This window comes from Mycobacterium sp. 1164966.3 (assembly GCF_001665395.1).
In the GTDB taxonomy this organism is placed as follows: Bacteria; Actinomycetota; Actinomycetes; order Mycobacteriales; family Mycobacteriaceae; genus Mycobacterium.
This window is the reverse complement of record NZ_LZSG01000001.1, coordinates 194,582-219,212: the sequence shown is the minus strand read 5'-3', so window position 1 is coordinate 219,212 and position 24,631 is coordinate 194,582. Positions and strand designations below refer to the sequence as shown.

General features: G+C 65.5%; 21 protein-coding genes and 1 pseudogene. 10 read left to right on the top strand and 12 right to left on the bottom strand.

Going from position 1 to position 24,631, the window contains the following annotated elements; translation table 11 throughout:
- Nucleotides 1-2: 2 nt before the first annotated feature.
- A complete protein-coding gene (locus A9W99_RS00975) occupies nucleotides 3-3,245 on the bottom strand; it encodes a kelch repeat-containing protein (RefSeq protein WP_067372005.1) in 3,243 nt (1,080 codons plus the stop codon).
- A 137-nt stretch (nucleotides 3,246-3,382) separates the two neighbouring features.
- On the opposite strand from A9W99_RS00975, the gene A9W99_RS00970 reads away from it, so the two are divergent.
- On the top strand, nucleotides 3,383-4,234 hold the full coding sequence (locus A9W99_RS00970; RefSeq protein ID WP_067372002.1) for an arylamine N-acetyltransferase: 852 nt from the start codon (nucleotides 3,383-3,385) through the stop codon (nucleotides 4,232-4,234).
- On the opposite strand, the gene A9W99_RS00965 is transcribed toward A9W99_RS00970, so the two are convergent.
- From A9W99_RS00965 to fadD3, 5 genes are read right to left on the bottom strand one after another with little or no spacing between them, the layout of a single operon-like run.
- Nucleotides 4,199-5,365 (bottom strand): pyridoxal phosphate-dependent aminotransferase, encoded by a 1,167-nt coding sequence (locus A9W99_RS00965; RefSeq protein WP_067371998.1) that lies wholly within the window; start codon nucleotides 5,363-5,365, stop codon nucleotides 4,199-4,201. The genes A9W99_RS00970 and A9W99_RS00965 overlap by 36 nt on opposite strands.
- Entirely contained in the window at nucleotides 5,362-6,321 is a 960-nt protein-coding gene (locus A9W99_RS00960) for an acyl-CoA dehydrogenase family protein (RefSeq protein ID WP_067371994.1), read from the bottom strand. Before A9W99_RS00960 ends, A9W99_RS00965 begins: the two co-directional genes overlap by 4 nt.
- A complete protein-coding gene (locus A9W99_RS00955) occupies nucleotides 6,321-7,271 on the bottom strand; it encodes an acyl-CoA dehydrogenase family protein (RefSeq protein ID WP_067371991.1) in 951 nt (316 codons plus the stop codon). Before A9W99_RS00955 ends, A9W99_RS00960 begins: the two co-directional genes overlap by 1 nt.
- Before the next feature lie 8 nt (nucleotides 7,272-7,279).
- The gene (locus A9W99_RS00950; RefSeq protein WP_067371988.1) at nucleotides 7,280-8,416 is read right to left on the bottom strand and encodes an acyl-CoA dehydrogenase family protein; all 1,137 of its coding nucleotides are present in this window, start codon (nucleotides 8,414-8,416) and stop codon (nucleotides 7,280-7,282) included.
- Nucleotides 8,417-8,426: 10 nt separating this feature from the next.
- Nucleotides 8,427-9,947: a 3-((3aS,4S,7aS)-7a-methyl-1,5-dioxo-octahydro-1H-inden-4-yl)propanoate--CoA ligase FadD3 gene (gene fadD3, locus A9W99_RS00945; RefSeq protein ID WP_067371985.1), complete on the bottom strand. Its 1,521-nt coding sequence runs from the start codon at nucleotides 9,945-9,947 to the stop codon at nucleotides 8,427-8,429.
- 54 nt (nucleotides 9,948-10,001) lie between these two features.
- Here fadD3 and ipdE1 point away from each other — a divergent pair, with 54 nt between their 5' ends.
- From ipdE1 to A9W99_RS00920, 5 genes are all read left to right on the top strand, one after another.
- Complete coding sequence (gene ipdE1 / locus A9W99_RS00940) at nucleotides 10,002-11,150, top strand: acyl-CoA dehydrogenase IpdE1 (RefSeq protein ID WP_067371982.1); 1,149 nt, start codon at nucleotides 10,002-10,004, stop codon at nucleotides 11,148-11,150.
- Nucleotides 11,147-11,935, top strand: a complete 789-nt coding sequence (gene ipdF, locus A9W99_RS00935) for a (5R,7aS)-5-hydroxy-7a-methyl-1-oxo-2,3,5,6,7,7a-hexahydro-1H-indene-carboxyl-CoA reductase (RefSeq protein WP_067371979.1) — start codon at nucleotides 11,147-11,149, stop codon at nucleotides 11,933-11,935. The genes ipdE1 and ipdF overlap by 4 nt, the downstream gene beginning before the upstream one ends.
- A 46-nt stretch (nucleotides 11,936-11,981) precedes the next feature.
- Nucleotides 11,982-12,596 carry a TetR family transcriptional regulator KstR2 gene (kstR2, locus tag A9W99_RS00930; RefSeq protein WP_067371976.1) on the top strand — a complete coding sequence of 205 codons (615 nt, stop codon included), beginning with the start codon at nucleotides 11,982-11,984 and terminating at the stop codon, nucleotides 12,594-12,596.
- A complete protein-coding gene (fadA6, locus tag A9W99_RS00925) occupies nucleotides 12,589-13,749 on the top strand; it encodes a steroid 3-ketoacyl-CoA thiolase FadA6 (protein WP_067371974.1) in 1,161 nt (386 codons plus the stop codon). Before kstR2 ends, fadA6 begins: the two co-directional genes overlap by 8 nt.
- 133 nt (nucleotides 13,750-13,882) lie before the next feature.
- On the top strand, nucleotides 13,883-15,142 hold the full coding sequence (locus tag A9W99_RS00920) for a phosphatidylserine decarboxylase family protein (protein WP_067371972.1): 1,260 nt from the start codon (nucleotides 13,883-13,885) through the stop codon (nucleotides 15,140-15,142).
- Between the two features lie 12 nt (nucleotides 15,143-15,154).
- Here the strand turns inward: A9W99_RS00920 and ipdC are convergent, their stop codons facing one another.
- From ipdC to echA20, 4 genes are all read right to left on the bottom strand, one after another.
- The gene (ipdC, locus tag A9W99_RS00915; RefSeq protein ID WP_067372398.1) at nucleotides 15,155-16,222 is read right to left on the bottom strand and encodes a (3aS,4S,5R,7aS)-5-hydroxy-7a-methyl-1-oxo-octahydro-1H-indene-4-carboxyl-CoA dehydrogenase; all 1,068 of its coding nucleotides are present in this window, start codon (nucleotides 16,220-16,222) and stop codon (nucleotides 15,155-15,157) included.
- Nucleotides 16,223-16,304: 82 nt separating this feature from the next.
- A complete protein-coding gene (gene ipdB, locus A9W99_RS00910; RefSeq protein ID WP_156622888.1) occupies nucleotides 16,305-17,048 on the bottom strand; it encodes a cholesterol ring-cleaving hydrolase subunit IpdB in 744 nt (247 codons plus the stop codon).
- Between the two features lie 8 nt (nucleotides 17,049-17,056).
- Nucleotides 17,057-17,941 carry a cholesterol ring-cleaving hydrolase subunit IpdA gene (ipdA, locus tag A9W99_RS00905; RefSeq protein WP_067371968.1) on the bottom strand — a complete coding sequence of 295 codons (885 nt, stop codon included), beginning with the start codon at nucleotides 17,939-17,941 and terminating at the stop codon, nucleotides 17,057-17,059.
- Entirely contained in the window at nucleotides 17,938-18,681 is a 744-nt protein-coding gene (gene echA20 / locus A9W99_RS00900) for a (7aS)-7a-methyl-1,5-dioxo-2,3,5,6,7,7a-hexahydro-1H-indene-carboxyl-CoA hydrolase (protein WP_067371966.1), read from the bottom strand. Before echA20 ends, ipdA begins: the two co-directional genes overlap by 4 nt.
- A gap of 57 nt (nucleotides 18,682-18,738) precedes the next feature.
- Here echA20 and A9W99_RS00895 point away from each other — a divergent pair, with 57 nt between their 5' ends.
- Together A9W99_RS00895 and A9W99_RS00890 are read left to right on the top strand one after the other, a co-directional pair.
- Nucleotides 18,739-19,530 carry an SDR family oxidoreductase gene (locus tag A9W99_RS00895; protein ID WP_067371962.1) on the top strand — a complete coding sequence of 264 codons (792 nt, stop codon included), beginning with the start codon at nucleotides 18,739-18,741 and terminating at the stop codon, nucleotides 19,528-19,530.
- Between the two features lie 19 nt (nucleotides 19,531-19,549).
- On the top strand, nucleotides 19,550-20,455 hold the full coding sequence (locus A9W99_RS00890) for an SDR family oxidoreductase (RefSeq protein ID WP_067371959.1): 906 nt from the start codon (nucleotides 19,550-19,552) through the stop codon (nucleotides 20,453-20,455).
- Between the two features lie 27 nt (nucleotides 20,456-20,482).
- On the opposite strand, the gene A9W99_RS00885 is transcribed toward A9W99_RS00890, so the two are convergent.
- Complete coding sequence (locus A9W99_RS00885; RefSeq protein WP_067371956.1) at nucleotides 20,483-20,935, bottom strand: nitroreductase family deazaflavin-dependent oxidoreductase; 453 nt, start codon at nucleotides 20,933-20,935, stop codon at nucleotides 20,483-20,485.
- Nucleotides 20,936-20,950: 15 nt separating this feature from the next.
- Nucleotides 20,951-22,114, bottom strand: a complete 1,164-nt coding sequence (locus A9W99_RS00880; RefSeq protein ID WP_067371953.1) for a steroid 3-ketoacyl-CoA thiolase — start codon at nucleotides 22,112-22,114, stop codon at nucleotides 20,951-20,953.
- Nucleotides 22,115-22,285: 171 nt separating this feature from the next.
- Between A9W99_RS00880 and A9W99_RS00875 the strand changes: the two genes are divergently transcribed.
- Both A9W99_RS00875 and A9W99_RS00870 read left to right on the top strand, forming a co-directional pair.
- Nucleotides 22,286-23,539, top strand: a complete 1,254-nt coding sequence (locus tag A9W99_RS00875; RefSeq protein WP_067371950.1) for a cytochrome P450 — start codon at nucleotides 22,286-22,288, stop codon at nucleotides 23,537-23,539.
- A pseudogene (locus tag A9W99_RS00870) lies at nucleotides 23,539-24,534 on the top strand (acyl-CoA dehydrogenase family protein); the annotation flags it as partial. The gene A9W99_RS00875 and the pseudogene A9W99_RS00870, both read left to right, overlap by 1 nt.
- Nucleotides 24,535-24,631: the final 97 nt, after the last annotated feature.

Here is a 24,631-nt window from a genome sequence, read left to right as displayed (position 1 = left end):
AGCTACATGAAGTCCAACGCTTCGACGGTCGCGATCGGGCCTTCATGTGATGGCCGGTTTGCTCCGCCGATGACGTAGACCGTATTGCCAACCGTTGCGACCACCTCCGCATGACGCGAGGTGGGCATGGGGGCGAGGGTGCTCCACTTGTTGTCGGCAATGTCGTACATCTCGACCACGTTCACGACCTGAGTGGGCAATTCGCCGCCGACCGCTACGATCCGGCCGTCGATATACGTCGCGCCGTAGCTGCCCCGCGGGGTCGGCATGCCCACCAGTTTGGTCCATGAGCCCGACGCCGGATCAAACCGCTCCAGCGCCGCGGTGTTCTTGGAGGCGGACAGGAACCTCCCGCCAACCGCGTAGACGTAGGTGCCGTCCGAGACCGCCGCCAGGTGCTCACGCGGGGTCGGCATGTCGGCGGCATCCTTCCACGAACTGCCGTCGAAGACCTCGGTCTGCGGGACGAGTTGCTTGGCGCTCTGCCCGCCGACGGCCACTAGTTTGTCCCCGACCACTGCTGCCGCCGGCGCCACGCGGGCATGCTTCAGGCTCGCCAGCTCCACCCAACTGTTGCCACGCAGCGCGAACACCTTGTTGGTCCCGTTGCCGATGTTCTTTTCGCTTTCGCCCCCGATTACCACGACCTCGCCGCGGTAGGTCGCGGCTGCGGCGTGATGCAAGGGGATGGGCAAGGGCGGCCCAGGTTGCCAGACCCCCGTCTTCGGGTCGTAACTCTCGACCGTCTGCAGTGGCACGCCGTTGCGCAGGCCACCCATGATCCAGATCTTGTCGTTGAGCACGGCCCAGGCCATCATCAGCCTGGCGGTCGGCGCGTCCGGAAGCGAACGCCACTGCGACGCGGGCTGAATCTTGCGAGGCGGCAAAGTCAGCACCTCTGCCGTGGCGACCACCTGGCCATCTCCGGCAGCGGACGACCCGCCGACCGCGTACACGGACTTGTCCACCGCATCGACCGCCATGCCGTGCCTGGGGCTCGCCATGTCCGGCAACGCGTCCCAGGTCTTCGTCATCAGATCCAGCACCGAAACGCTCTTGAGGACTTCTCCATTTGACACACCGCCGACGGCCACCACGCGCCCATCGGCGAATGCCACGCCGAGGTCACTGCGCGGCTGCGGAAGCCCGGCCAGCGCCGTCCAAGATTTCGCGGCGGGGTCATACGCCTCGACGGTCGACAGGTCCGCGGTTCCGTTGTTGCCGCCAACGGTGTACATCAGCTTTCCGTCCGACGCTGCGCCCAGCATCTGCCGCGGGGTCGGAATCGGAGCGCCGAGCGTCCACGAGGTGCCGTCGAAGATTTCGGTCGTATTCAGCGGCGCGCCGTTCGCGTCCACGCCGCCGGTCACGATGATGCGTTCGGCAGGGGTGTTCGGGGCGCCGACCGTTGCGGCCGCGCCCGCGGCCCGTGGCTGCAATAGATGTGGCAACTCCACCCATTGACCGTTGACTACTCGCCAAACCTTGTCGGTGGCGACTTTCTTGCCGCTTTCCGTCTTCAAGCCGCCGAGCACAATCGGGTTGTCCTGCCACGTCACCGCCATGGCGCGCTGGACGGGGGCCGGTAGGTCTGCGCCGGCCTTCCACGCGTCCACCACCGGGTCGTAACCCTCGTGCACAGCGGTGACAGCGCCGTCGCTCCGGATGCCGCCGAAGATCCAAATCGTGCCGTCGGTCTGGGTGGTTGCCGCCGCGTCGCGCGCGATCGGCGCATTGGTAATCGGTTTCCACACAACCGGCGCTTGGGTGCTGGGCTGGCTGGCGACTTTGTGGTCGTTCTTGTTGTTTCCCGTCAGCAGATAGATACCGCCGACGACCAACAGGACGACCACGAGGGCCGCCGCGCCGGCCATAGCCATCCGATTCCGTTTCTTTCCCGGCTCCGCGAACCACCCCGCCAGACCCGTTTTCCTGCCGCGGGGCGGGACGGGACTCGATGGACCCGGTGACGGTGGGACGCTGGGCGGCGCCGAGGGCGGTGGTGATGGGGGGCCCGATGGCGTTGAGATGCTGGTGGGGTCGGCGTATGGCGGGATTACGTGAGTTGCGCCCGTCGGGGGCGGTGGCGGTTGGGAGCCGCCCCCGCCACGCAATACGTTGGTCGCTTGCGAGAACTCATCGCGACCGGCAGGTCCTGCCTCCGGACCCATTGGCTGCCGGACGGAGGAGGTGGCGCCGATCGGATCCGCAAGATGTTGTGTCGACCCATGCATGCTCGACCCAGCAGAGGTCGCAGAGTGCGCAGCTGTCTGCGCGCTGGTCTGCCCGGTGGGCGGTCGAGTGGCACCTGCCGGCGTGACTACTGTGTGGCTCGAACCGGTAGGGGTGTTGGTGATTGCCATCGAATCGGGTTTGAAGCCGCTGCTGCGCTGCGCGGCCTGCAGTTCGCGGCCGAACTGCGCCGCAGATTCCGGCCGTCCCGCAGGATCGATCGACATCGCCTTCTCGATCGCCGAGCACACCGCATCCGGGATTCCCTCCGGACGCATGTCCGGCACCCGGTTGGTGCTGATCCGCAGGTACTGAGCGATGAGATCTTCACCGCTCTTACGCTCGTGCGCTGCACCGCCCGCAATGAGCGCATAAATAGTTGCGCCAAGTGAGTAAAGATCGGATGCGACCGTTGCCGGATTCCCGGTCATCACCTCGGGCGCGGTGTAGTCAATTGTGCCGGAGAAAAAACCGGTGGCGGTTTCATAGCCGCCTTCGATATGGGCGATTCCGAAATCACTCAGAAGCGGTTCGCCGTAATCGTTTATAAGCACGTTTGCGGGCTTGATATCGCGATGCAGCGTGCCGGTCTTATGTGCGGTTTCCAATGCACCGCAGAGCTTTACGCCGACCCGCAAAGCCTCGGGCCACGGCAGCGGGCCTTCCTGGCGCAACCGCACCGCCAGCGAATCCGCGGCGTGGTAAGGCATCACGATGTACGGTTTGCCACTCGGGGTCACCCCGACGCGCAGGATGTGGACGATGTTCGGATGCCCGGAGAGCCCGCCCATCGCGTAGCCCTCTCGCAGAAAACGTTCCCGGCTCTCCTCGTCGAAATGTGACGGCAGGACTTTTACTGCGACGTTTCGGCCGAGCGCCGTTTCGAAACAGCGGTAGATCACTCCCGCGCCGCCCCGCGCCACCTGTTGTGCATTCTCGAATCCGGCCTCGGCCAGCTCTTCGGCGAGCCCGCTCGACGGGCGTGCTGGGCCGGTTGTGGGTCCGTCAGCCATATCTTGGCCTCACCCTCCAATGCGATAGGTCGTTCGCGAGGTCAAGACTAGCGAAACGTCAACTCAGCGGGACCGGTTTGGCGAACGTTTCAGGGCGCCCTGCGAAATACAAATTTCGCCCGGGCCAGAATGGCCGTATGGCACTCGATCTGACCCGATACTTCGACCGCGTCGACTATCAAGGCGCCGTCGAGCCGAGCCTGGAAGTACTGCAGAGTCTCGTCACCGCTCACACCAAATCCATTCCGTTCGAAAACCTGGATCCGCTGCTGGGCGTGCCGGTCGACGACCTGAGTCGCGAGGCGCTGTTCGACAAGCTGGTGCAACGGCATCGGGGCGGCTACTGCTACGAGCAAAACGGCCTGATGGGTTACGTGCTGGAGGAAATCGGCTTTGGGGTGCGCAGATTGGCCGGCCGCGTGGTCTGGATGATGCCGCCCGGCTCCCCGTTGCCGGCGCAGACCCACACCGTGCTGGCGGTCACCTTCCCCGGTTCGCAAGGGTCGTTTCTCGTCGACGTCGGTTTCGGCGGGCAGTCGCCCACGTCGCCGATTCGGCTGGAAACGGGCAGCGTCCAGCAGACCACGCTCGAACCGTTTCGCCTCGAGGACCGCCGCGACGGGCTGGTGTTGCAGGCGCAGCTGCGCGACCAATGGCAGCCGCTGTATGAATTCACCACGAGGACGGCGCCGATGATCGATCTGAAGGTGGGGAGCTGGTACGTCTCGACCCACCCGTCGTCGCATTTCGTGACCAACCTGATGGTGGCGAGGGTCACCGACGACGCCCGCTGCAACCTGGCCGACCGCAACCTGACCATTCACCGAAAGGGCGAGACCGAGAAGATCCGACTGGAAGATGCGGCAGGGGTGATTGAGGTGCTCACTGACCGGTTCGGGATCAACGTTGCGGATGTCGGCGAGCGCAGTGTGCTTGAAGCCCGCATCGACCGGCTACTGGACGCTCAACCAGCGCCCGATTCGTCGTAGGCCTTCTTCGATGTCGCTCGTCGGCCCGGCGAACGACAGCCGGACAAATTGATTGCCGCGCGCCGGATCGAAGTCGATACCCGGTGCGATCGCAACGCCGGTGTCACCCAACAGCTTTGAGCAGAACGACAGCGAGTCATCGGTGAAGTCCGAGACGTCGGCGTACACGTAGAAGGCCCCGTCGGTGGGTGCCAGCCGGTCGATCCCGATCGCGCGCAGCCCGTCGAGCACCAGCGAGCGGTTGCTCGTGTAGTGCTGTAGGTTGCCGTCGGCCTCGGCGGTCGATTCCGGGGTGAACGCGGAAACCGCGGCGAATTGCGACAGCACCGGTGGGCAGATGGTGAAGTTGCCCGTCAGGCAGTCCACGGCACGACGCAGCCCGACCGGAACCAGCAGCCAGCCCAGCCGCCAGCCGGTCATCGCGTAATACTTGGAAAAGCTGTTGACTACGACAGCATTTCGCGAGGTCTGCCATGCGCAGCTGGTCGGGGGCGCCCCGGGGTAGACCAGGCCGTGGTAGACCTCATCGCTGATCAGTCGCACCCCGGAGGCGTCACACCACGACGCGATCGCGGACAACTCGTCGGGTGGGATGACCGTCCCGGTGGGATTGGCCGGGCTGGCGACGACGACGCCCTGCACCGGCGGGTCGAGTTCAGCGAGCTTCTGGGCGGTGGGCTGAAACCTGGTCTCTGGGCCGCATGGGATCTCTACGACCTCACATCCCAACGCCGACAGGATGTTTCGGTAGCAGGGATAGCCGGGGCTGGCCAACGCCACCCGATCCCCGACGTCAAAGCAGGCCAGAAAGGCGAGCAGGAAACCACCCGACGATCCGGTGGTGACAATCACCGCGTCGGGCTCGACCGCGATTCCGTACTGGCGCTGGTAATCCGTCGCGATCGCAGACCGCAGTTCTGGAATGCCAAGTGCGACAGTGTAACCCAGTTGGTTGAGATGCAGCGCGGCGGCGGCCGCGGCGCGAACAGGCTCAGGGGCGCCCGCGCTGGGCTGGCCCGCCGACAGGTTCACCAGATCGCCGTGGGTGCGCTGTCGCTCGGCGGCCGCCAGCCAGACATCCATCACATAAAACGGCGGAATGCCGGCACGCAGGGCCACCCGGTCGTTCACGGGGTGGGTACCGCCGTAAAGACTTCTGCTTCCAGTCGGCGCAGCAGTTCCTGTGGGGTGGCAAGCAGCTGCGAACTGCCGTGCGCGCGTTTGAAATACAGATGCATGTCGTGTTCCCAGGTGATCGCAATGCCGCCGTGTAGCTGAATGGCCTCGGCGGCCACGGTGGACAGCGTCTCGCTGGCGGCCAGCCGCGCAGTCGCCGCGTTGGTGGGCGTGGGCTCGTTGCACGCGTCGTCGACGACCGCCCGGGCCGCGGCGACTTTGACATACAGGTCGGCCATCCGGTGTTTGAGGGCCTGAAAGCTGCCGATCGGCCGGCCGAACTGCACTCGGCTCTTGGCGTATTCGACGGTGAGCTCCAGGCACCGTTCGGCGGCGCCGATTTGTTCGGCGGCCAGCAGAATGGCCGCGGTGTCGGCCAAGCCCGGGTCGGCTCCCAGCACTTCGGTGTCGTCGGGCCGCACCTTGGCCAGCCTGCGAGTGGGGTCCATGGTGGCGACGGGCTGGGCGGTGAACCGCGTCCACCTGCTCAGCTGGCCGTCCGTGGCGGCGACAACGACGTCGGCGATATCACCGTTGACCACGTAGTCGGGGTCGAGCACCAGTGCTCCGACCGAGGTTCCGCCGGCCAGCGCTTCCAACGTCTCGGCGTCTGGTTCTGGCGTTGCGAGCAGGGCCAGTTCGGCGAGCGTGGTGCCCAGCAACGGGGAGGGCACCAGTGCCCGTCCCAGCTCCTGCAAAACCGTTGCGGCATCGGCCAGTTCGCCACCAGCGCCGCCCAGCTCCTCGGGTATCACCAGCGCGGCTGCCCCGACCTGCTCGCAGAGCAGCTGCCACAGCGACTCATCGTAGCCGCGGTCGGACTCCATTGCCGCACGCACGGCCGACGGATTCGCATGCTTGGCTACCAGATTCGCGACGGTGTCGCGCAGCATCTCCCGTTCTTCAGTCATTAGAACGCCTCCAGCACTCGCCGCCGGTGCTCCTGCGGCGTACCCCACGCCGACCGCAAAGCCTGCACCCGCAGCAGCCATAGTGACAGGTCATGTTCCTGGGTGAATCCGATGGCGCCATGAGTCTGTAGTGCAGAGCGCGCGGCCAGCAGGCCCGCGTCCGACGCCGCGACTTTCGCGGCACTCACGTCACGAGGTGTCAACGACAAAGCGGCGCCGTAGACCAGCGGGCTAGCCAGCTCGATGGCGATGTGCACGTCGGCGAGCTTGTGCTTGATCGCCTGATACGAGCCGATCGCCCGGCCGAACTGAGAGCGCTGCTTGGCGTAGTCGACGGCCGCGTCAAGTAGCGACTGTGCTGCACCGACGAGCTGGGCCGCGGTGGCCAGCACGCCCAACTCGTAGGCACGTTCGACTTGTTCCTTCGGGGCCCGCCAGCTCTTACCCGTTGCCGCGACGTCGTAGAGGCGGCGGCTGGGGTCGACGGACTCATGCTCCGTATCGGCTTCGGCTTCGGCCTCGGCGATTGTGCTGCCGTCGGCCAGTAGCACCAATCCGGCGGTATCGGCGTCGACAGCGCGCGGCACCTGCGGTGGCATTGCGACGGTGGCGATCAACTCCCCGGAAGCCAGCTCGGCGCAGCGTTCGTCTTCAGCGAGCAAAACCGGTGCCACGGCGAGGGATTCGGCGACCGGGCCGGGCACGCACCAGCGGCCGAGACGTTCGAGGGCCACCACCAGGTCGACCGGATGAGCCTCGATACCGTCGAACTTCTGCGGTACCAGCAGGGCGGTGACGCCAAGGTTGGCCAGCTGTTCCCAAACCTTGCGGCCGGGTGTGACGTCACCCGCCGACCACGCCCGCACCGCGCCGGGCAGGTCCGCGGCGCCGAGCGCGGCGTCGATGCTGGCCGCGAAGTCGCGTTGCTGTTCGTCGAGTGCGAATTCCATCAGCGTTTCTACCCCTTCTTTTCTCGAGGCAGACCCAGCAGCCGTTCCGAAATGATATTGCGCTGGATTTCGTTGGTGCCGGCATAGATGGGGCCGCCCAGTGCGAACAGCAGGCCTTCGGTCCACCGGTCGGCGAGCTCCCCGTGGGCGCCGAGGAGGTCGAGCGCGGTCTGATGAAGTTCGACGTCGAGGTCGGACCAGAACACTTTGGTCACCGACGATTCGGCGCCCAACTCTCCGCCGCGGGCCAGCCTGGTCACCGTGCCGAAGGTTTGCAGCCGGTAGGCCTGCGCCTTGATCCACCCGTCGGCAACCCGCTCGGCGAACTCCGGGGGCGAGCCACGGTCCTTCCACAGCTGCACCAGCCGTTCTGCCACGGCGAGAAAGCGGGCCGGGCTGCGCAGCGACATGCCGCGCTCGTTGCTCGACGTGGACATGGCCGCGCGCCAGCCGTCGTTCGGGGTGCCGATGACGTCCTCGTCGGGAACGAAGACGTCGTCGAGGAAGATTTCACCGAATCCGGTGTCGCCGCCCAGCTGCACGATCGGGCGCACCGTGATGCCCTTGGCCTTGAGGTCGAACATGAAATATGTCAGCCCATTGTGTCTTTCGGCTGCGGGGTCGGACCGGAAGAGCCCGAAACCCATCTCGGCGAAGGGGGCTCGGGAACTCCAGATCTTCTGCCCGTTGAGCAGCCAGCCGCCGCCCGTCCTGGTCGCGGTGGACCGCAGCGACGCCAGGTCGCTGCCGGATTCGGGCTCCGACCAGGCCTGGGCCCAAATCTGTTCGCCGCTGGCCATTTTGGGCAGGATGCGGTCTCGCTGTTCCTCAGTGCCGTGCGCGAACAGCGTGGGTGCCAGCATCGAAGTGCCATTGGCGCTGGCCCGGCCCGGTGCGCAGGCGTGGAAGTACTCCTCCTCGAACACCACCCAGTGCAACAGCGGGGCGTCGCGGCCGCCGTACTTCTTCGGCCAGGTGATGACCGATAGGCCGGCGTCGAAAAGTATCCGGTCCCAACGGCGGTGCTGGGCAAAGCCTTCCGCGTTGTCGTAGGACTTGGTGGGGATCGACTCCCGGTTTGCGGAGAGGAAGTCGCGGACCTCGGCCTGAAAGGCCAGGGTCTCGTCGTCGAATGCCAGGTCCATTTCGTCCGTTTCAGTCCAGTTCTCGCAGTTGGGGTTTGACCACTTTGCCACCGGCATTGCGGGGCAACTCGTCGAGGAACCGCACCGACCGCGGAGCCTTGAAGTTCGCCAAATGCTCACGGGTGTAAGCGATTACCGACTCCTCGTCGAGGGCGGCGCCTGGATGGGCGACCACGAACGCACGGCCGACTTCGCCCAGTCGGTCGTCGTGAACTCCGATCACCGCGGCGTCGGCCACGCCGTCCATCCGAGCCAGCACCTGCTCGACCTCGGCGGGGTAGACGTTGAACCCGCCGCAGATGTACATGTCCTTGAGCCGGTCGGTGATTCGCAGGTTGCCGGCTTCGTCGACGGTCCCGATATCGCCGGTGTGCAGCCATCCGTCGGCGTCGATGGCCGCGGCGGTCGCCTCCGGGTCGTCCAGGTAGCCCAGCATCACGTTCGGTCCGCGCAGCAGGACTTCGCCTGTTTCCCCGATGCGCAATTCGAAGTCTGCGAAGGGCCGCCCGCACGTCGTGGCGACGGTCACCGCGTCGTCGTCGGCGCGGCACATGGTTCCCATGCCGTTGGCCTCGGTCAGTCCGTAGGCCGTCAGCACGATGTCGATGTCGAGTTCGGACTGCATGCGTTCCACCAGCACGACGGGCACGGTGGCGGCGCCGGTGACAGCGAAGCGCAGCGAGCTGAGGTCGTAGTCGTGACGCGCCGGGTGGTCGAGCAGCGTCTGATAGATGGTCGGCGGCCCGGGCAGCACGGTGATGCGATGTCGCTCGATGGCCTGCAGCGTGCGCAGCGGATCGAACGTGAGGTGCGGGATCAGCGTCGCCCCGGTTTGCAGGCAGGCCAGAATGCCGGCCTTGTAGCCGAAGTTGTGGAAGAACGGGTTGATGCACAGGTAGCGGTCGTCGCTGGTGATTTTGCCGTTGGCCGCCCAGGACGCCGAGCCGGCCAGCGACTGCCGGTGGGCGCACAGCACACCTTTGCTGCGCCCGGTGGTGCCGGAGGTGAAGAGAATGTCGCTGATGTCGTCGGGTGAGACGGTAGCGGCTCGGGTGGTTACCTCGTCCAGGTCGACAGCGTTGGCCATGAAGTCGTCCCAGGTCCCGTCGTTGTCCTCGATGGGAATCCGCACAATGTGCCGCAGCGCGGGCAGGGCACCGCGGTCCAGGTCGCCCGTCCGGTCGGAGCCCAGGAACCGGCCCGCCGCGAACAGCACCGGCGCACCGGTCCGGGCCAGGATGTCGGCGGCTTCCCCGGCCGTATAACGCGTGTTCAAGGGCACCATGGCGGCTCCGGCATGGTGGATCGCCAGGCAGGCCACCACCCAGTGCCAGGTGTTCGGCGACCAGATAGCCACCCGGTCTGCCGGCTGCACACCGAGGGCGATCAGTGCAGCGGCCGCTCGGTAGACCTCATCGCGCAGGTCTGCGGCGATGAAGCTGCGATCGTCGGTGATCAGCGCGTCGTGGTCGGGTAACCGGCGCGCCAAACGATCAAGCGCCGCGGGCACGGTGCGGGGATCGCTCGACATTGGTGACGCTCCTGGGCTAACAAAGCAAGTGCTTGGTAGGTTAGCCTACAGGGCATGCAGGACGTCGAGGAGTTCCGGGCGGAGGTCCGTCATTGGCTGGCCGACAATCTCGTCGGCGAATTCGCAGCTCTCAAGGGTCTCGGCGGGCCTGGGCGGGAACACGAGGTTTTCGAAGAACGGCGGGCGTGGAACCAGCATCTGGCCAAAGCCGGACTGACCTGCCTGGGCTGGCCGGTCGAACACGGCGGACGCGGACTGTCGACCGCGCACCGGGTGGCCTTCTACGAGGAGTACGCCCGCGCCGACGCGCCCGACAAGGTCAACCACTTCGGCGAGGAATTGCTGGGGCCAACCCTGATCGCGTTCGGCACCCCCGAGCAGCAGCAGCGATTTCTGCCGCGCATCCTCGATGTCACCGAGCTGTGGTGTCAGGGGTATTCGGAGCCGGGAGCCGGTAGCGACCTGGCCAACGTGTCGACCACCGCGGAACTCGACGGCGACCAATGGGTGATCAACGGCCAGAAGGTGTGGACCTCGCTGGCACACCTGTCGCAGTGGTGTTTCGTGGTCGCCCGCACGGAGAAAGGCTCCAAGAGGCATGCGGGGCTGTCGTATCTGCTGGTGCCACTAGACCAGCCCGGTGTCCAGGTCCGCCCGATCGTCCAGATCACCGGCACCGCGGAATTCAACGAGGTGTTCTTCGACGATGCGCGCACCGACGCCTCGTTGGTGGTCGGGCAGCCCGGCGACGGGTGGCGGGTCGCGATGGGAACGCTGACGTTCGAGCGCGGCGTCTCGACGCTGGGCCAGCAGATCGTCTATGCCCGTGAGCTTTCCAATCTGGCCGAGCTGGCGCAGCGTAACGGCGCGGCCGAAGATCCGTTCATCCGGCAGCGGCTGACGCGGGCGTGGACCGGGCTGCGCGCGATGCGCTCCTATGCCCTGGCGACCATGGACGTTGAGCAGCCGGGCCAGGACAATGTGTCGAAGTTGTTGTGGGCCAACTGGCATCGTGATCTGGGCGAGCTGGCGATGGACGTGGTCGGTAAACCGGGGATGACCCTGGCCGATGGCGAATTCGACGAATGGCAGCGGCTGTATCTGTTCACCCGAGCCGACACCATCTACGGCGGATCCAACGAGATCCAGCGCAACATCATTGCCGAGCGGGTGCTCGGCCTGCCGAGGGAGGTCAAGGGTTGAGTTTGTCGGAGGCGCCCAAAGAGATTGCCGGACATGGCCTTTTGGAAGGCAAGGTGGTGGTGGTGACCGCGGCCGCGGGCACCGGCATCGGTTCGGCGACCGCGCGCCGCGCCCTGACCGAGGGTGCCGACGTGGTGATCTCCGATCATCACGAACGGCGGCTGGGGCAGACGGCCGAAGGGCTTGCCGCGATGGGGTTGGGCCGCGTCGAAAGCGTGCTGTGCGACGTGACATCCACCGCCCAGGTTGACGCGCTCCTCGAATCGACCACCGCTCGCATGGGCCGCCTCGACGTGCTGGTCAACAACGCCGGGCTGGGCGGGCAGACTCCGGTGGCCGATATGACCGACGAAGAATGGGACCGCGTCCTTGATGTGACCCTGACATCGGTGTTTCGAGCCACGCGTGCGGCGCTGCGCTACTTCCGCCAGGCGAAGCATGGCGGTGTGATCGTCAACAATGCCAGCGTGCTCGGCTGGCGCGCGCAGCACTCGCAAGCGCACTATGCGGCCGCCAAGGCCGGCGTCATGGCGCTGACCCGTTGCAGCGCAATCGAAGCCGCCGAGTACGGCGTTCGAATCAACGCGGTGTCGCCCAGCATCGCGCGGCACAAGTTCCTGGACAAGACCACGTCGGCGGAGTTGCTTGACCGGCTGTCGGCCGGCGAGGCCTTCGGGCGCGCCGCGGAGCCGTGGGAAGTCGCGGCCACCATTGCGTTTCTGGCCAGTGACTACTCCAGCTATCTCACTGGCGAGGTGATCTCGGTATCGAGCCAACATCCATGACCGCTCGTAGGTGGCCAAGCAAGCGCTTGGTTGATACCCTGATCGGATGGACCGAGTGACCGGTTCGGCCAACAGCCGACGAGACGAGTTGCTGGAACTCGCCGCGTCGATGTTCGCCGAACGCGGGTTGCGGGCCACCACCGTACGCGACATCGCCGATGGTGCCGGCATCCTGTCCGGCAGCTTGTACCACCACTTCTCCTCCAAAGAGGAGATGGTCGACGAGTTGCTGCGCGGATTCCTGGACTGGTTGTTCGCCCGCTATCGGGAGATCGTCGACGGCGAACCCAATCCGCTCGAGCGGCTCAAGGGGTTGTTCATGGCGTCGTTCGAGGCTATCGAGCATCGGCATGCGCAGGTCGTCATCTATCAGGACGAGGCCCAGCGGCTGTTGGCGCAGCCCCGGTTCTCCTACATCGAGGACATGAACCGGCAGCAACGCAAGATGTGGGTCGAGGTGCTCAATCAGGGCATCGACGAGGGGTACTTCCGGTCCGATCTCGACGTCGACCTCGTCTACCGTTTCATCCGCGACACCACCTGGGTGTCGGTGCGCTGGTATCAACCCGGCGGACCGCTCACCGCCAAACAGGTAGGGCGGCAATACCTCGCCATCGTGCTAGGCGGGATCACGAAAGAAGGAGTCTGTAAAGATGCCTGAGGCGTACGTCATCGACGCTGTACGTACCGCGGTTGGTAAGCGGGGCGGCGCACTGGCCGGGGTACATCCCGTCGACCTCGGTGCCCTAGCCTGGCGCGGTCTTTTCGATCGGGCGGACGTGGACCCAGCGGCAGTCGACGATGTGATCGCCGGTTGTGTCGACGCCATCGGAGGCCAAGCAGGCAACATCGCCCGGCTGTCATGGCTGGCCGCGGGATATCCCGAGGAGGTCCCGGGAGTTACGGTGGACCGGCAGTGCGGCTCTAGCCAACAGGCGATTTCCTTTGGGGCACAAGCGATCATGTCCGGCACCGCCGACGTCATCGTGGCCGGTGGCGTACAGAACATGAGCCAGATCCCGATCTCGTCGGCGATGACGGTCGGCGAGCAATTCGGCTTCACCTCGCCGACGAGCGAATCCAAGCAGTGGCTGCATCGCTACGGCGATCAGGAGATCTCTCAGTTCCGCGGCTCGGAATTGATCGCGGAAAAGTGGAATCTGTCCCGCGAAGAGATGGAGCGCTACTCGCTCACCAGTCACGAGCGCGCGTTCGCGGCGATCCGGGGCGGCCACTTCGACAACGAAATCCTCACTGTCGAAACGGGTTCCGGGCCGTTCCGGGTGGACGAGGGTCCCCGCGAGTCGTCGCTGGAAAAGATGGCCGGTCTCAAGCCGCTGGTCGAGGGGGGCCGGCTGACGGCGGCGATGGCCAGTCAGATCTCCGACGGCGCCAGTGCTGTACTGCTGGCGTCCGAGCAGGCCGTCAAAACCCACGGGCTGACACCGCGGGCTCGCATCCACCACATCAGTGCCCGCGCCGCCGACCCGGTGTTCATGCTGACCGGGCCCATCCCCGCCACCCGCTATGCGCTGGAAAAGACCGGCCTGTCCATCGACGACATCGACACCGTCGAGATCAACGAGGCCTTCGCACCGGTAGTTCTGGCCTGGCTCAAGGAGATCAAGGCCGATCCGGAGAAAGTCAACCCCAACGGCGGCGCCATCGCCCTCGGACATCCCCTGGGCGCCACCGGGGCGAAGCTGTTCACCACGATGCTCAACGAGCTCGAGCGTACCGGCGGTCGGTACGGGCTGCAGACGATGTGCGAGGGTGGCGGCACCGCCAACGTGACCATCATCGAGCGCCTCTAGTACAGCCGCGAGCCGACGTAAAATCCCCTCAAAACCCTTGGTTTGAAGGGATTTTGCGTCTGCTCGCGCTTCACGTCCGCCCTGCCGATTCCCGCGGATGTTTCCTTTTCCGTGCCGCGGCTATGTGTGCGGTATGACTTCACGCAGCAAGGATAAAAGTGCCCCGCAGCTAGCAGGCTGGCTGCCGTCGGACCAAGAGGATTTGGAATCGTGGCTGGAGGGGCACGGTGAGCGGACGGAGCGCCGCGGCGAGGACGTTGCGTTGCATCCGGTACTTACCGAGTTTCAGGAGTTGATCGACACCGATCCGGTGGTACGGCTCTACCTCAATGAGATGATCGCCGAGGTTCCTCAGCGCAAGCCTTACCAGAAGCGTCACCTGCACGACGTGCCGCAGCTCCTGCGCATGATCAACGAGGTGCTGACCATGGCGCCCGAGTTCGGTGATAGCGCGGTGACCCTGCCGCTCAACGCGATCCTGGACTGGACGATGGGCACAGTCACCGGATTCGCCGCCTACCGCGATCCGCGGATCAACGCAATGTTGAAGAAGATCCTCAATGCGTGGTGTGAGTTCCTCAGCAGTGCGGACTCGCTGTATGTGCTCAACGATTCGCCGTCAGGCTGGAAGAGCGAGGCCGCAAGACGTGCGGTGGGCATCGAGGAGTTCGTGCACGATCCGACTGACGAGCATTGGGGCTTCAAGTCGTGGAATGACTTCTTCACCCGACGCTTCACCGAAGACGCCCGTCCGGTCGCATCCCCCGAGGACGACAAGGTGATCGTCAGCGCCTGCGAGTCCACGCCGTACCGCATCAGCACCGGTGTGCAACGTCAGGACCGCTTCTGGATCAAACGCCAGCCCTATTCACTCAACGACCTGCTGGCGAACGACGACGCTGTGGATCAGTTCGTCGACGGCACGGTGTATCAAGCATTTTTGAGCGCGACTAACTACCACCGCTGGCATAGCCCGGTCGCCGGCACCGTCGTGCGGGCGTTCGTCAAGGAAGGTACGTACTACTCCGAGGACGACTCGGAGGGTACCGAGGCGTTAGACCCCACGACTTCCCAGTCCTACCTGGCCCATGTCGCTGCACGCGCCATCATCCTGATCGAGGCAGACGATCCGGGCATCGGCTTGGTCGCCTTTCTGGGCCTGGGCATGTCCGAGGTGTCCTCCTGCATCATCAGTCCGGGAGCCCAACCCGGCTGTCACGTCGCGAAGGGTGATGAACTGGGATACTTCCAGTTCGGCGGCTCTACGGAGTGCCTCATCTTTCGCCCCGGCGTGATCGCCGACTTCAATCTGGCCGCCATTCCCCAACCACAGAACCCCAACCCGCCGCTGGTGCGCGTTCGATCCAGACTCGCGGTGGCCGCTACTACCTAGGACCCGCCCTACCTACTCCACCAGCGCCGACGCCGCCTGCAGATGCTGTATCGCGTCCTGCACGATCGACTCGATCAGCTCAGCGCACGACGGCAGGTCTTCGATGATGCCGGCCACCTGTCCGGAGGCCAGCACGCCGGCGTCGGTATTGCCCTCGACCAGCCCGGCCTTCAGCAACATCGGGGTGTTGGCCGCCATTACCACCTGCGACCAGCTCAGGTCCTTGCCGTGCCGCATGGCCAGGCCGTCCTGGATCATCGACCGCCAGGTCATCTGCGACATCCGCTTGAACTTCGCGGCATTGCGCACCGCGGCCGTGAAACCCCGTGCCCGCGAACCGCTTTCCAACTTCTCGACCAGCCCGGTGCGCAGCACCCGGTGCGGCATCCCGTCGACCCGCGTGGTGACCACGGTGCCGTCCAGCGCCGCCTCCAGATACCGTCGCTTGATCGCCTCGGGCACAGTGGAATCCGAGGTCAGCAGAAATCGGGTGCCCATCGCAACCCCGGCAGCACCGTACGACAGCGCCGCGGCCAGGCCGCGCCCGTCGAAGAAGCCACCCGCGGCGACTACCGGAATTCCGTTGCCCTGTACAGCATCCAATACCGATGGCAACAACAGCGTCGTTGCAACGGGGCCGGTGTGCCCGCCCCCTTCGCCGCCCTGCACGATCATCGCGTCGGCACCCCAGCCCGCGACCTTGCGCGCATGCTTGGCCGCGCCGATGGACGGAATCACCACCGCCCCGGCTTCTTTCAGCCTGGCTATCAATTCCTGCTTGGGCGCAAGCGCAAACGACGCCACCTTCACGCCTTCGCGGATCATCAGCTCGACGCGGTCGCCCGCATCGGCCGCGTCGGCGCGAATGTTCACCCCGAACGGCTTGTCGGTGGACGCCTTGACCTTGCCGATAGCCGTCGCCAGCTCGTCCAGCGTCATCGTGGCCGACGCCAAAATGCCCAGCCCGCCGGCATTGGCCGTGGCCGACACCAGCCGGGCGCCGGCCACCCAACCCATCCCGGTTTGCACCACGGGATGCTCGATGCCGACCAGCTCGGTCAGGGGTGTTCTGAGCCTCACATCCACCGCCGACGATGCAGTGGGGGCGCCCCCAGCCGCGCAGCGGCGAGGGGGACGAAGCGATGAGGAGGAGGTGGAACAATCATTGGCGGATCTCTCTGTCCCGCAGTGCTTTCGGATCGATCACTTCGCGGATCAGCCGCAGCTCGTCGTCGGTGGGCAGCCTGGATTCCTCGGCCTCGTCGAGACCATGGATGTCGAACGACGTCGCTTCGCGCACGTCGTCGGGCGACACACCCGGGTGCCGGCTCAGCGCGCGCATGGTGTGGCCTGGGCCGCCGAAGTCGAACACCCCGAGGTTGGACACCACCCGGTAGACGTTGACGAATCGGAAGGCCGGGTTGTCCGGGTCCACCTTGTCGTAGCCGATTCCGGAAACGATGTCGACGGCGTTGGTGAACACCCGCTTGGAATGGTTGCCCACCCAATAGCTGGTCGCATGGTTGATGGTGTTGCCCGGTGAGCCGCGGACACCGAACATCTGCCGGGTCGGCTGCTGCAGTGGTCCGAACGCCGAGATGTTCTGATTCCCGTGGCGGTCAACCTGATTGGCGCCCATCACCACATGTCGGCGCCCCCACGCAAGGGTTTCGAACACGCGGCCGAACGGCATCCAGCCCTCGACGGCTCCCGTCTTACCCAGGGCCGGAGTATCAGCCAGGAGTTGGGCTTCGCCGTCGGTCAGCAGGATGTCAGGGGAGAAAGTCAACCGCGCCAGACGGGCGCCGACGGACGCCATGTTGGTCATCGGGCTGATCATGATCTCGCCTGCGCCCCTGAAAAGTTCGGCGCACGCGACCGCGCATACTTCGGCCCTGGTGGTCACTTCCGCCGTCATGCAGAATCCTCCTCACCGAATGCGCGCACGGCTGCTTGATAGTCGTCTTCGCTGCCTGACAGATAGGTTTGTACGAACCGCTGCCAGCCCTCTTCCGTCGAAGCGGCCTCGGCGTAATGGCGTTGGAACTTCTCGTCGCGGCCGTAATCCGGTGCCGCGGTGGTGAAGTGGGCACCACCGGGAGCTTCCACCACAGCGTCGACCATCATCCGGTTGATCAGCAACGCCTGCGGCGGCACCGCTTTGACCAGCTCCTCGGTAGAGACGATGCGTTCCACCGACAAGAAGCGTTTTTCGGCGGCCATCAGGAACAGGTCGTCGAAGTAGGGATCGATACCGGTGTAGGCCGCATTTCCTTGACTGTCACCAAGATTCAAGTGGGCAAACGCCGCGTCCAGCCGCAGCGCGGGCATGGCGATCAGCGTCTCGTGTCCGCCCTCGGGCGCGGGGTACGGGCTGGTGACCGTCTGCAGTTCGCCCTCCCAGAAGTCGGGCACCGAACTGCCCAGCCCTGCGCGGATCGGCAGGAAAGGCAGCCGCTGTGCCGCTGCCTGCAGTCCGCAGCGCAGCATCCCCTCATCCATCTCCCGGGCTTCGACGGCTCCGCTGGTGCGGGCCTTGGCGAACCACGGGTCGTAGAAGGGCGGCGAGTCCAGGGAGACGAACCCGTAGTAGACGCGCTTCACCTTGCCCGCCGAGCACAGCAGGCCCAGATCGGGTCCGCCATAGGTGACCACAGTCAGGTCGGTGAGGTCGGTGCGCAGGAGAGCCCGCACGAACGCCATGGGCTTGCGGCGCGATCCCCATCCGGCGATGCCGATGGTCATGCCGCTTTGCAACTGCGCGACCACGTCGTCGAGAGTCGTTCGCTTGTCGCTCATGACTTCTTCACAAACGCGTCGCGGTGCTCGTCGGAAACACCGGCCAGGTTGAGCTCGAACGTAAAGCCTTGCTCCATGCGGTAACTCGCGTTGACCCGTTGCACGTCGATGAAGTTGAGCGCTTCCTTGGCCGCCCGGATGACGCGGGTGTCCTTGGCGGCGATGTCCCGGGCAACGCGTAATGCGGCCTCGTCGAGTTCGTCGCGGGGCACCACCTCGTGTACCGAGCCGAAGTGATGCAGGGTTGCGGCGTCCACGGTGGCCGCGGTGAAGAACAGCCGTCGCATCAGGTGCTGTGGTACCAGCCGGGACAGATGGGTGGCCGCGCCGAGCGCGCCGCGTTCCACCTCCGGCAGGCCGAAGGTGGCGTCGTCGGAGGCGACGATGACGTCGGAGTTGCCCACCAGTCCGATGCCGCCGCCGACGCAGAATCCGTTCACCGCGGCGACGACGGGCACGGCGCACTCGTAAACCGCGCGGAACGCGGCGAAGCAGCCGCGGTTGGCGTCGATCAGCGCGGTATAGCCTTCGGCGCGCTGCATCTCCTTGATGTCCACGCCGGCGTTGAAGCCGCGGCCCTCGGCGCGCAGGATCACCGCGTGGGTTTCCAGGTCGTCGCCAGCCGCGGTTATGGCATCGGCCAACTCGAACCACCCGCGCGATGGGATGGCGTTGACGGGCGGGTAGTCGACGGTGACCGCGACTATGCCCGGTTCGGTTTGAGTGGTTGTGATGGTCATGGCACTTCCTGTGGGACCCAGCTACCTAAGCAAGCACTTGCTTGGTACGCTAGCACAGTGACACGCGCCGAAGGAGGCCCCCTTGCTGGAGAGGCCATCAAGCTAGGGCTGGCCGGGCGGGTGGTTCTGGTAACTGGCGGGGTGCGGGGCGTAGGTGCCGGCATCAGTTCGGTTTTCGCCGGGCAGGGCGCGACCGTGATCGCCTGTGCGCGACGAGCCGTCGAGAATTTTCCGTACGAGTTCCATGCCTGCGACATCCGCGACGAGGATGCGGTGGCCCGGCTGATCGCGGCCATCCGCGAACGCCACGGCCGCCTCGACGTGCTGGTCAACAACGCCGGCGGATCGCCCTACGCCCTGGCCGCCGAGGCCACACACAACTTTCACCGCAAGATAGTCGAGCTCAATGTGCTTGCCCCGCTGCTCGTTTCGCAGCACGCGAACGCGCTCATGCAAAAGCAGGACAACGGCGGGTCGATCGTCAACATCTGCAGTGTCAGTGGCCGCCGGCCTACCCCTGGAACGGCTGCCTACGGTGTGGCCAAGGCGGGTTTCGAAAACCTCACCACCACATTGGCGGTGGAATGGGCTCCGAAGGTCCGGGTCAATGCGGTGGTGGTCGGCATGGTCGAGACCGAGCAGTCCGAGCTGTTTTACGGCGACGCCGAGTCGATCGCCCGGATCTCAGCCACCGTGCCACTCGGCCGATTGGCCAAACCCAGCGATATCGGCTGGGCCGCAGCATTTCTCGCGTGCGATGTGGCCTCGTATGTCAGCGGGGCCACCCTAGAGGTGCACGGCGGCGGCGAGCCGCCGCAATATCTGGCCACCTCGAGCGCCAACAAATAACGAGTAAGGAGCAATCAGTATGGGCCTGGTTGACGGCCGAGTAGTCATCGTCACGGGAGCGGGCGGCGGTATCGGCCGCGCGCATGCGCTTGCCTTCGCCGCCGAAGGGGCGCGCGTCGTGGTGAATGACATCGGGGTGGGCCTGGACGGGTCGCGGGCAAGCGGAGGCAGCGCCGCGCAGAGCGTCGTCGACGAGATCACCGCGGCCGGCGGCGAAGCCGTCGCCAACGGATCCGACATCTCCGACTGGAATCAGGCGGCCGGACTCATTCAGAGCGCTGTCGACACCTTCGGCGGCCTGGATGTTCTTGTCAACAACGCCGGGATCGTTCGGGACCGCATGATGGCCAACACCAGCGAAGAGGAGTTCGACGCCGTCATCGCCGTACACCTCAAGGGCCACTTCGCCACCATGCGGCACGCCGCAGCGTATTGGCGTGGACTCTCCAAAGAGGGCAAATCGGTTGACGCGAGGATCATCAACACCAGTTCCGGCGCGGGCTTGCAGGGCAGCGTCGGACAGGGCAACTACAGCGCCGCCAAGGCCGGCATTGCAGCCATGACATTGGTGGGCGCCGCCGAAATGGGCCGTTACGGTGTCACCGTCAACGCCATCGCCCCGTCAGCACGTACCCGGATGACCGAAACCGTCTTCGCCGAGATGATGGCAACGCAGGGCCAAGACTTCGATTTCATGGCGCCGGAGAACATCTCGCCGCTGGTGGTCTGGCTGGGCAGCGCCGAATCCCGCGACGTCACAGGGAAGGTATTCGAAGTCGAGGGTGGCAAGATTCGGGTCGCCGAAGGCTGGGCGCACGGCCCGGAGATTGACAAGGGCTCGCGATGGGATCCCGCCGAGTTGGGGCCGGTCGTCGCGGACCTGCTCGCCAAGTCGCGTCCGCCGGTGCCTGTCTACGGCTCCTGACCTTCAGTTGACGCGAAATCAACGCCGTCAGGGCTCGCAAATGACGATCGGGATCTTGCGCTCAGTCCAGGACTGGTAATCCTCGTAGGAGGAATACATCTTCACCAACTGCGGCCAGTACTTCGCGCGCTCGTCGTCGCTGGCGTCGCGCGCCTTGAGCTGCAGCACCTCGTCTTTGATCTGGACCGAAACGTTGGGATTGGCCTTGAGATTGAGATACCACAGGGGGTTCGTTTCCCGTCCGCCGTGGGAGGCCACCACGATCACACGGTCGCCGTCACGCATATACAGCAGCGGACTTACCCGTGGCTCCCCGGTCTTGCGGCCGGTTGTGGTCAACAGTGCGACTGGCGCGCCCTGCAGGAATTTGCCGCCGAGCTTGCCGCCGGTCCTCTTGTAGACCCATGTGTTGATGCGCGACATCCATTTGATGATGACGGCGGTGCGGGCGGAATTAAGTGCGCGTGGGGGATTAGCCATGAGAGACCTGAGCCACTAGATCCGTTCGATGATGGTGCCGGTGGACAGCGCACCGCCCGCGCACATGGTGATCAGCGCGGTGCTCTGGTCGGTGCGCTCCAGCTCGTGCAGCGCGGTGGTGATCAGGCGGCTGCCGGTCGAGCCGACGGGGTGTCCCAGCGCGATGGCCCCGCCGTTGACGTTGACCCGCTCCATGTCAGGCTCGTGCACCCGCGCCCAGGACAGCACCACCGAGGCGAACGCCTCGTTGATCTCGACGATGTCGATGTCGCCGATCTTCATGCCGGCCTTTTCCAGCACCTTCGCCGTCGACTGCACCGGCCCGTCCAGGTGGTAGTAGGGCTCCGCGCCTACCAGGGCCTGGCTGACGATCCGCGCGCGCGGCCGCAAACCCAACGCCTTGGCTTTGTCCTCGTCCATCCACAGCACGGCCGCCGCGCCGTCGGAGATCTGTGAAGAGGTGCCCGCGGTGTGGATCCCGCCTTCGAGGACCGGCTTGAGCTGGCTCAGTCCTTCCAGGGTGGTTTCGCGCAAGCCCTGGTCGCGGGACACCATGTGGCGTTCGGCGGTGGGCTGCTTCTGCTCGTCGAGCACGGGCGCCTCGATCGGCGAGATTTCCCGGTCGAAGCGATGCTCGTCCCAGGCCCGCTTGGCGCGTAGCTGGGACTGGAATCCGAAGGCGTCGATGTCTTCGCGGGTGATGCCCCGTCGCTTTGCGATCCGCTCGGCCGCGGTGAACTGGTCGGGCAGGTCGATGTCCCACGACGCGGGCCGCAAGATGCTGCGGTCGGGACCCGCGTTGGCGCCGAGACCCACCCGGCTCATGGCCTCGATGCCGCACGCGATACCGATGTCGATGGCGCCTGCCGCGATCAGGCCCGCGACCAGGCCGTTGGCCTGCTGGCCACTGCCGCACTGGCAATCCACGGTCATGGCGCCGACGTGCTCGGGCAGCCCGGCGACGAGCCAGCTCACCCGGGTGATGTTGTTGGACTGCTCGCCGAACTGCGTCACGCAGCCGCCGACGATCTGTTCGACGTCGCCCGCGTCGATACCGGCCTTTTCCACCAGAGCCTTCTGCACCGCGCCCAGCAGCTCGGTGGCATGCAGCCCCGACAGCCATCCGTTGCGTTTGCCGATCGGGCTGCGAGTGGCTTCGACGATTACCGGGTTACCCATGGGGCCAGGCTAGAACACGTTTCATTACTATGACAAGCGAGGATGCGCCGTCGGCCTGCTAGGTCTTTTGTCCTGCGGTTACGGCATGTTTTACTGGCAGCAGAGCGCAACTAGTACAGCTAGTGCCAACCAATTCGCGAGTCGGCGGAGCCAGCAGTAAGGAGAAGTAGCGTGCCCAGCCCTAATCTTGCACCCGGGTTCGATTTCACCGACCCGGACATCTATGCCGAGCGGATTCCGGTCGAAGAGTTTGCCGAAGTGCGCTCGACGGCGCCGATCTGGTGGAACGAGCAGGCTCCAGGCGATGGAGGCGGTTTCCACGACGGCGGGTTCTGGGCCATCACCAAGCTCAACGACGTCAAGGAGGTGTCACGGCGCAGCGATGTCTTCTCCAGCTACGAGAACGGGGTGATCCCGCGGTTCAACAACGACATCGCCCGCGAAGACATCGAGGTCCAGCGGTTCGTCATGCTGAACATGGACGCGCCGCACCACACCCGGCTACGCAAGATCATCTCCCGCGGTTTCACCCCGCGCGCCGTCGAGCGACTCCGCGACGAGCTCAGCGAACGCGCGCAGAAGATCGCCGAAACCGCTGCCGCCGCAGGCTCCGGCGACTTTGTGGAGCAAGTCTCGTGCGAGTTGCCGCTTCAGGCGATCGCGGGTTTGCTGGGCGTGCCCCAGGAGGACCGCGGCAAAATTTTCGAATGGTCCAACGAGATGACCGGGAACGATGACCCGGAGTACGCCCACATCGACCCGAAGATGTCGTCCGCGGAGTTGATCGGCTACGCGATGAAGATGGCCGAGGAGCGGGCCAAGAATCCGGGCGACGACATCGTGACTCAGCTGATCCAGGCCGACATCGACGGTGAGAAGCTTTCCGATGACGAATTCGGCTTCTTCGTGGTGATGCTCGCGGTGGCCGGGAACGAGACCACCCGCAACTCGATCACGCAGGGGATGATGGCGTTCGCCGACTTCCCCGAGCAGTGGGAGCTGTACAAGAAGGAGCGTCCGGAGACTGCCGCCGACGAGATCGTCCGCTGGGCCACCCCGGTGACCTGCTTCCAGCGCACCGCGCTCGAGGACTACGAACTGTCCGGCGTGCAGATCAAGAAGGGCCAGCGGGTACTGATGTTCTATCGGTCGGCCAACTTCGACGAGGAAGTCTTCGAAAACCCCTACAGCTTCGACATCATGCGTAATCCCAATCCGCACGTCGGGTTCGGCGGTACCGGTGCGCACTACTGCATCGGCGCCAACCTGGCCCGCATGACGATCAACCTGATCTTCAACGCCGTGGCCGACCACATGCCGGACCTCAAGCCGATCTCGGCGCCGGAGCGGCTGCGGTCGGGCTGGCTCAACGGAATCAAGCACTGGCAGGTCGACTACACCGGAAAGTGCCCGGTGAATCACTGATGGATTTCGAGCCGACGGCGACGCAGCAAGCCGTCGCCGACGTAGTCACGTCGGCACTGGATCGGGACGATTCGTGGCAGGCGTTTGTCGACGGCGGCATAACCGCGTTGCCGGTTCCCGAACGTCTTGGCGGTGACGGTGTCGGGCTGGCCGAGGTGGGCACGATGCTATGCGAAGTGGGGCGCCATGGTGCCATCACGCCGGCGCTGGCCACGCTGGGCCTCGGCGCGGTGCCGCTGCTGGACCTGGGTTCAGATGAGCAACAGGACCGGTTCCTGGCCGGAGTCGCCAAGGGCGGGGTGCTGACCGCCGCGCTCAACGAGCCCGGTGCGGCCCTGCCCGACCGGCCTGCAACCACCTTCACCGGCGGCCGGTTGTCCGGGACGAAAGTCGGCGTCGGGTACGCCGAACAAGCCGACTGGATGTTGGTGACGGCCGACACCGCTGTCATCGTGGTGTCGCCGAAAACTGATGGGGTGCAGCTGGTTCGGACGCCGACATCGAATGGTTCCGAGGAGTACGCGGTGACCTTCAGTGACGTGGCTGTGCCGGACTCCGACGTCCTGGCGGACGGGACGGCGCACCGGGTCAACCGGTTGGCGTTGGCGGCCATCGGGGCCTACGCCAATGGGCTGGTGGCCGGCGCGCTGCGGCTGACCGCTGACTATGTCGCCAACCGAAAGCAGTTCGGCAAGCCGTTGTCGACCTTCCAGACCGTCGCCGCGCAGCTCGCGGAGGTCTACATCGCTTCGCGCACCATCGATTTGGCGTCGAGGTCGGTGAGTTGGCGGCTTAGTGAAGGCCGGGACGCCGAAGACGACCTGGACGTGCTCGGGTATTGGGTGGCTTCGCAGGCACCGCCGGTGATGCAGATCTGCCACCACCTGCACGGTGGAATGGGGATGGACGTCACCTATCCGATGCACCGGTACTACTCCACGATCAAAGACCTGACCCGGCTGCTGGGCGGACCTTCGCACCGTCTCGACCTCGTGGCGATCGCAAGCGCGGCGAAGCCGGGCGCCGCGGGTCGCCACGCAGACGACTCCGTGGCGATCGCAACCGCGGCGAAGCCGGGCGCCGCGGGTCGCC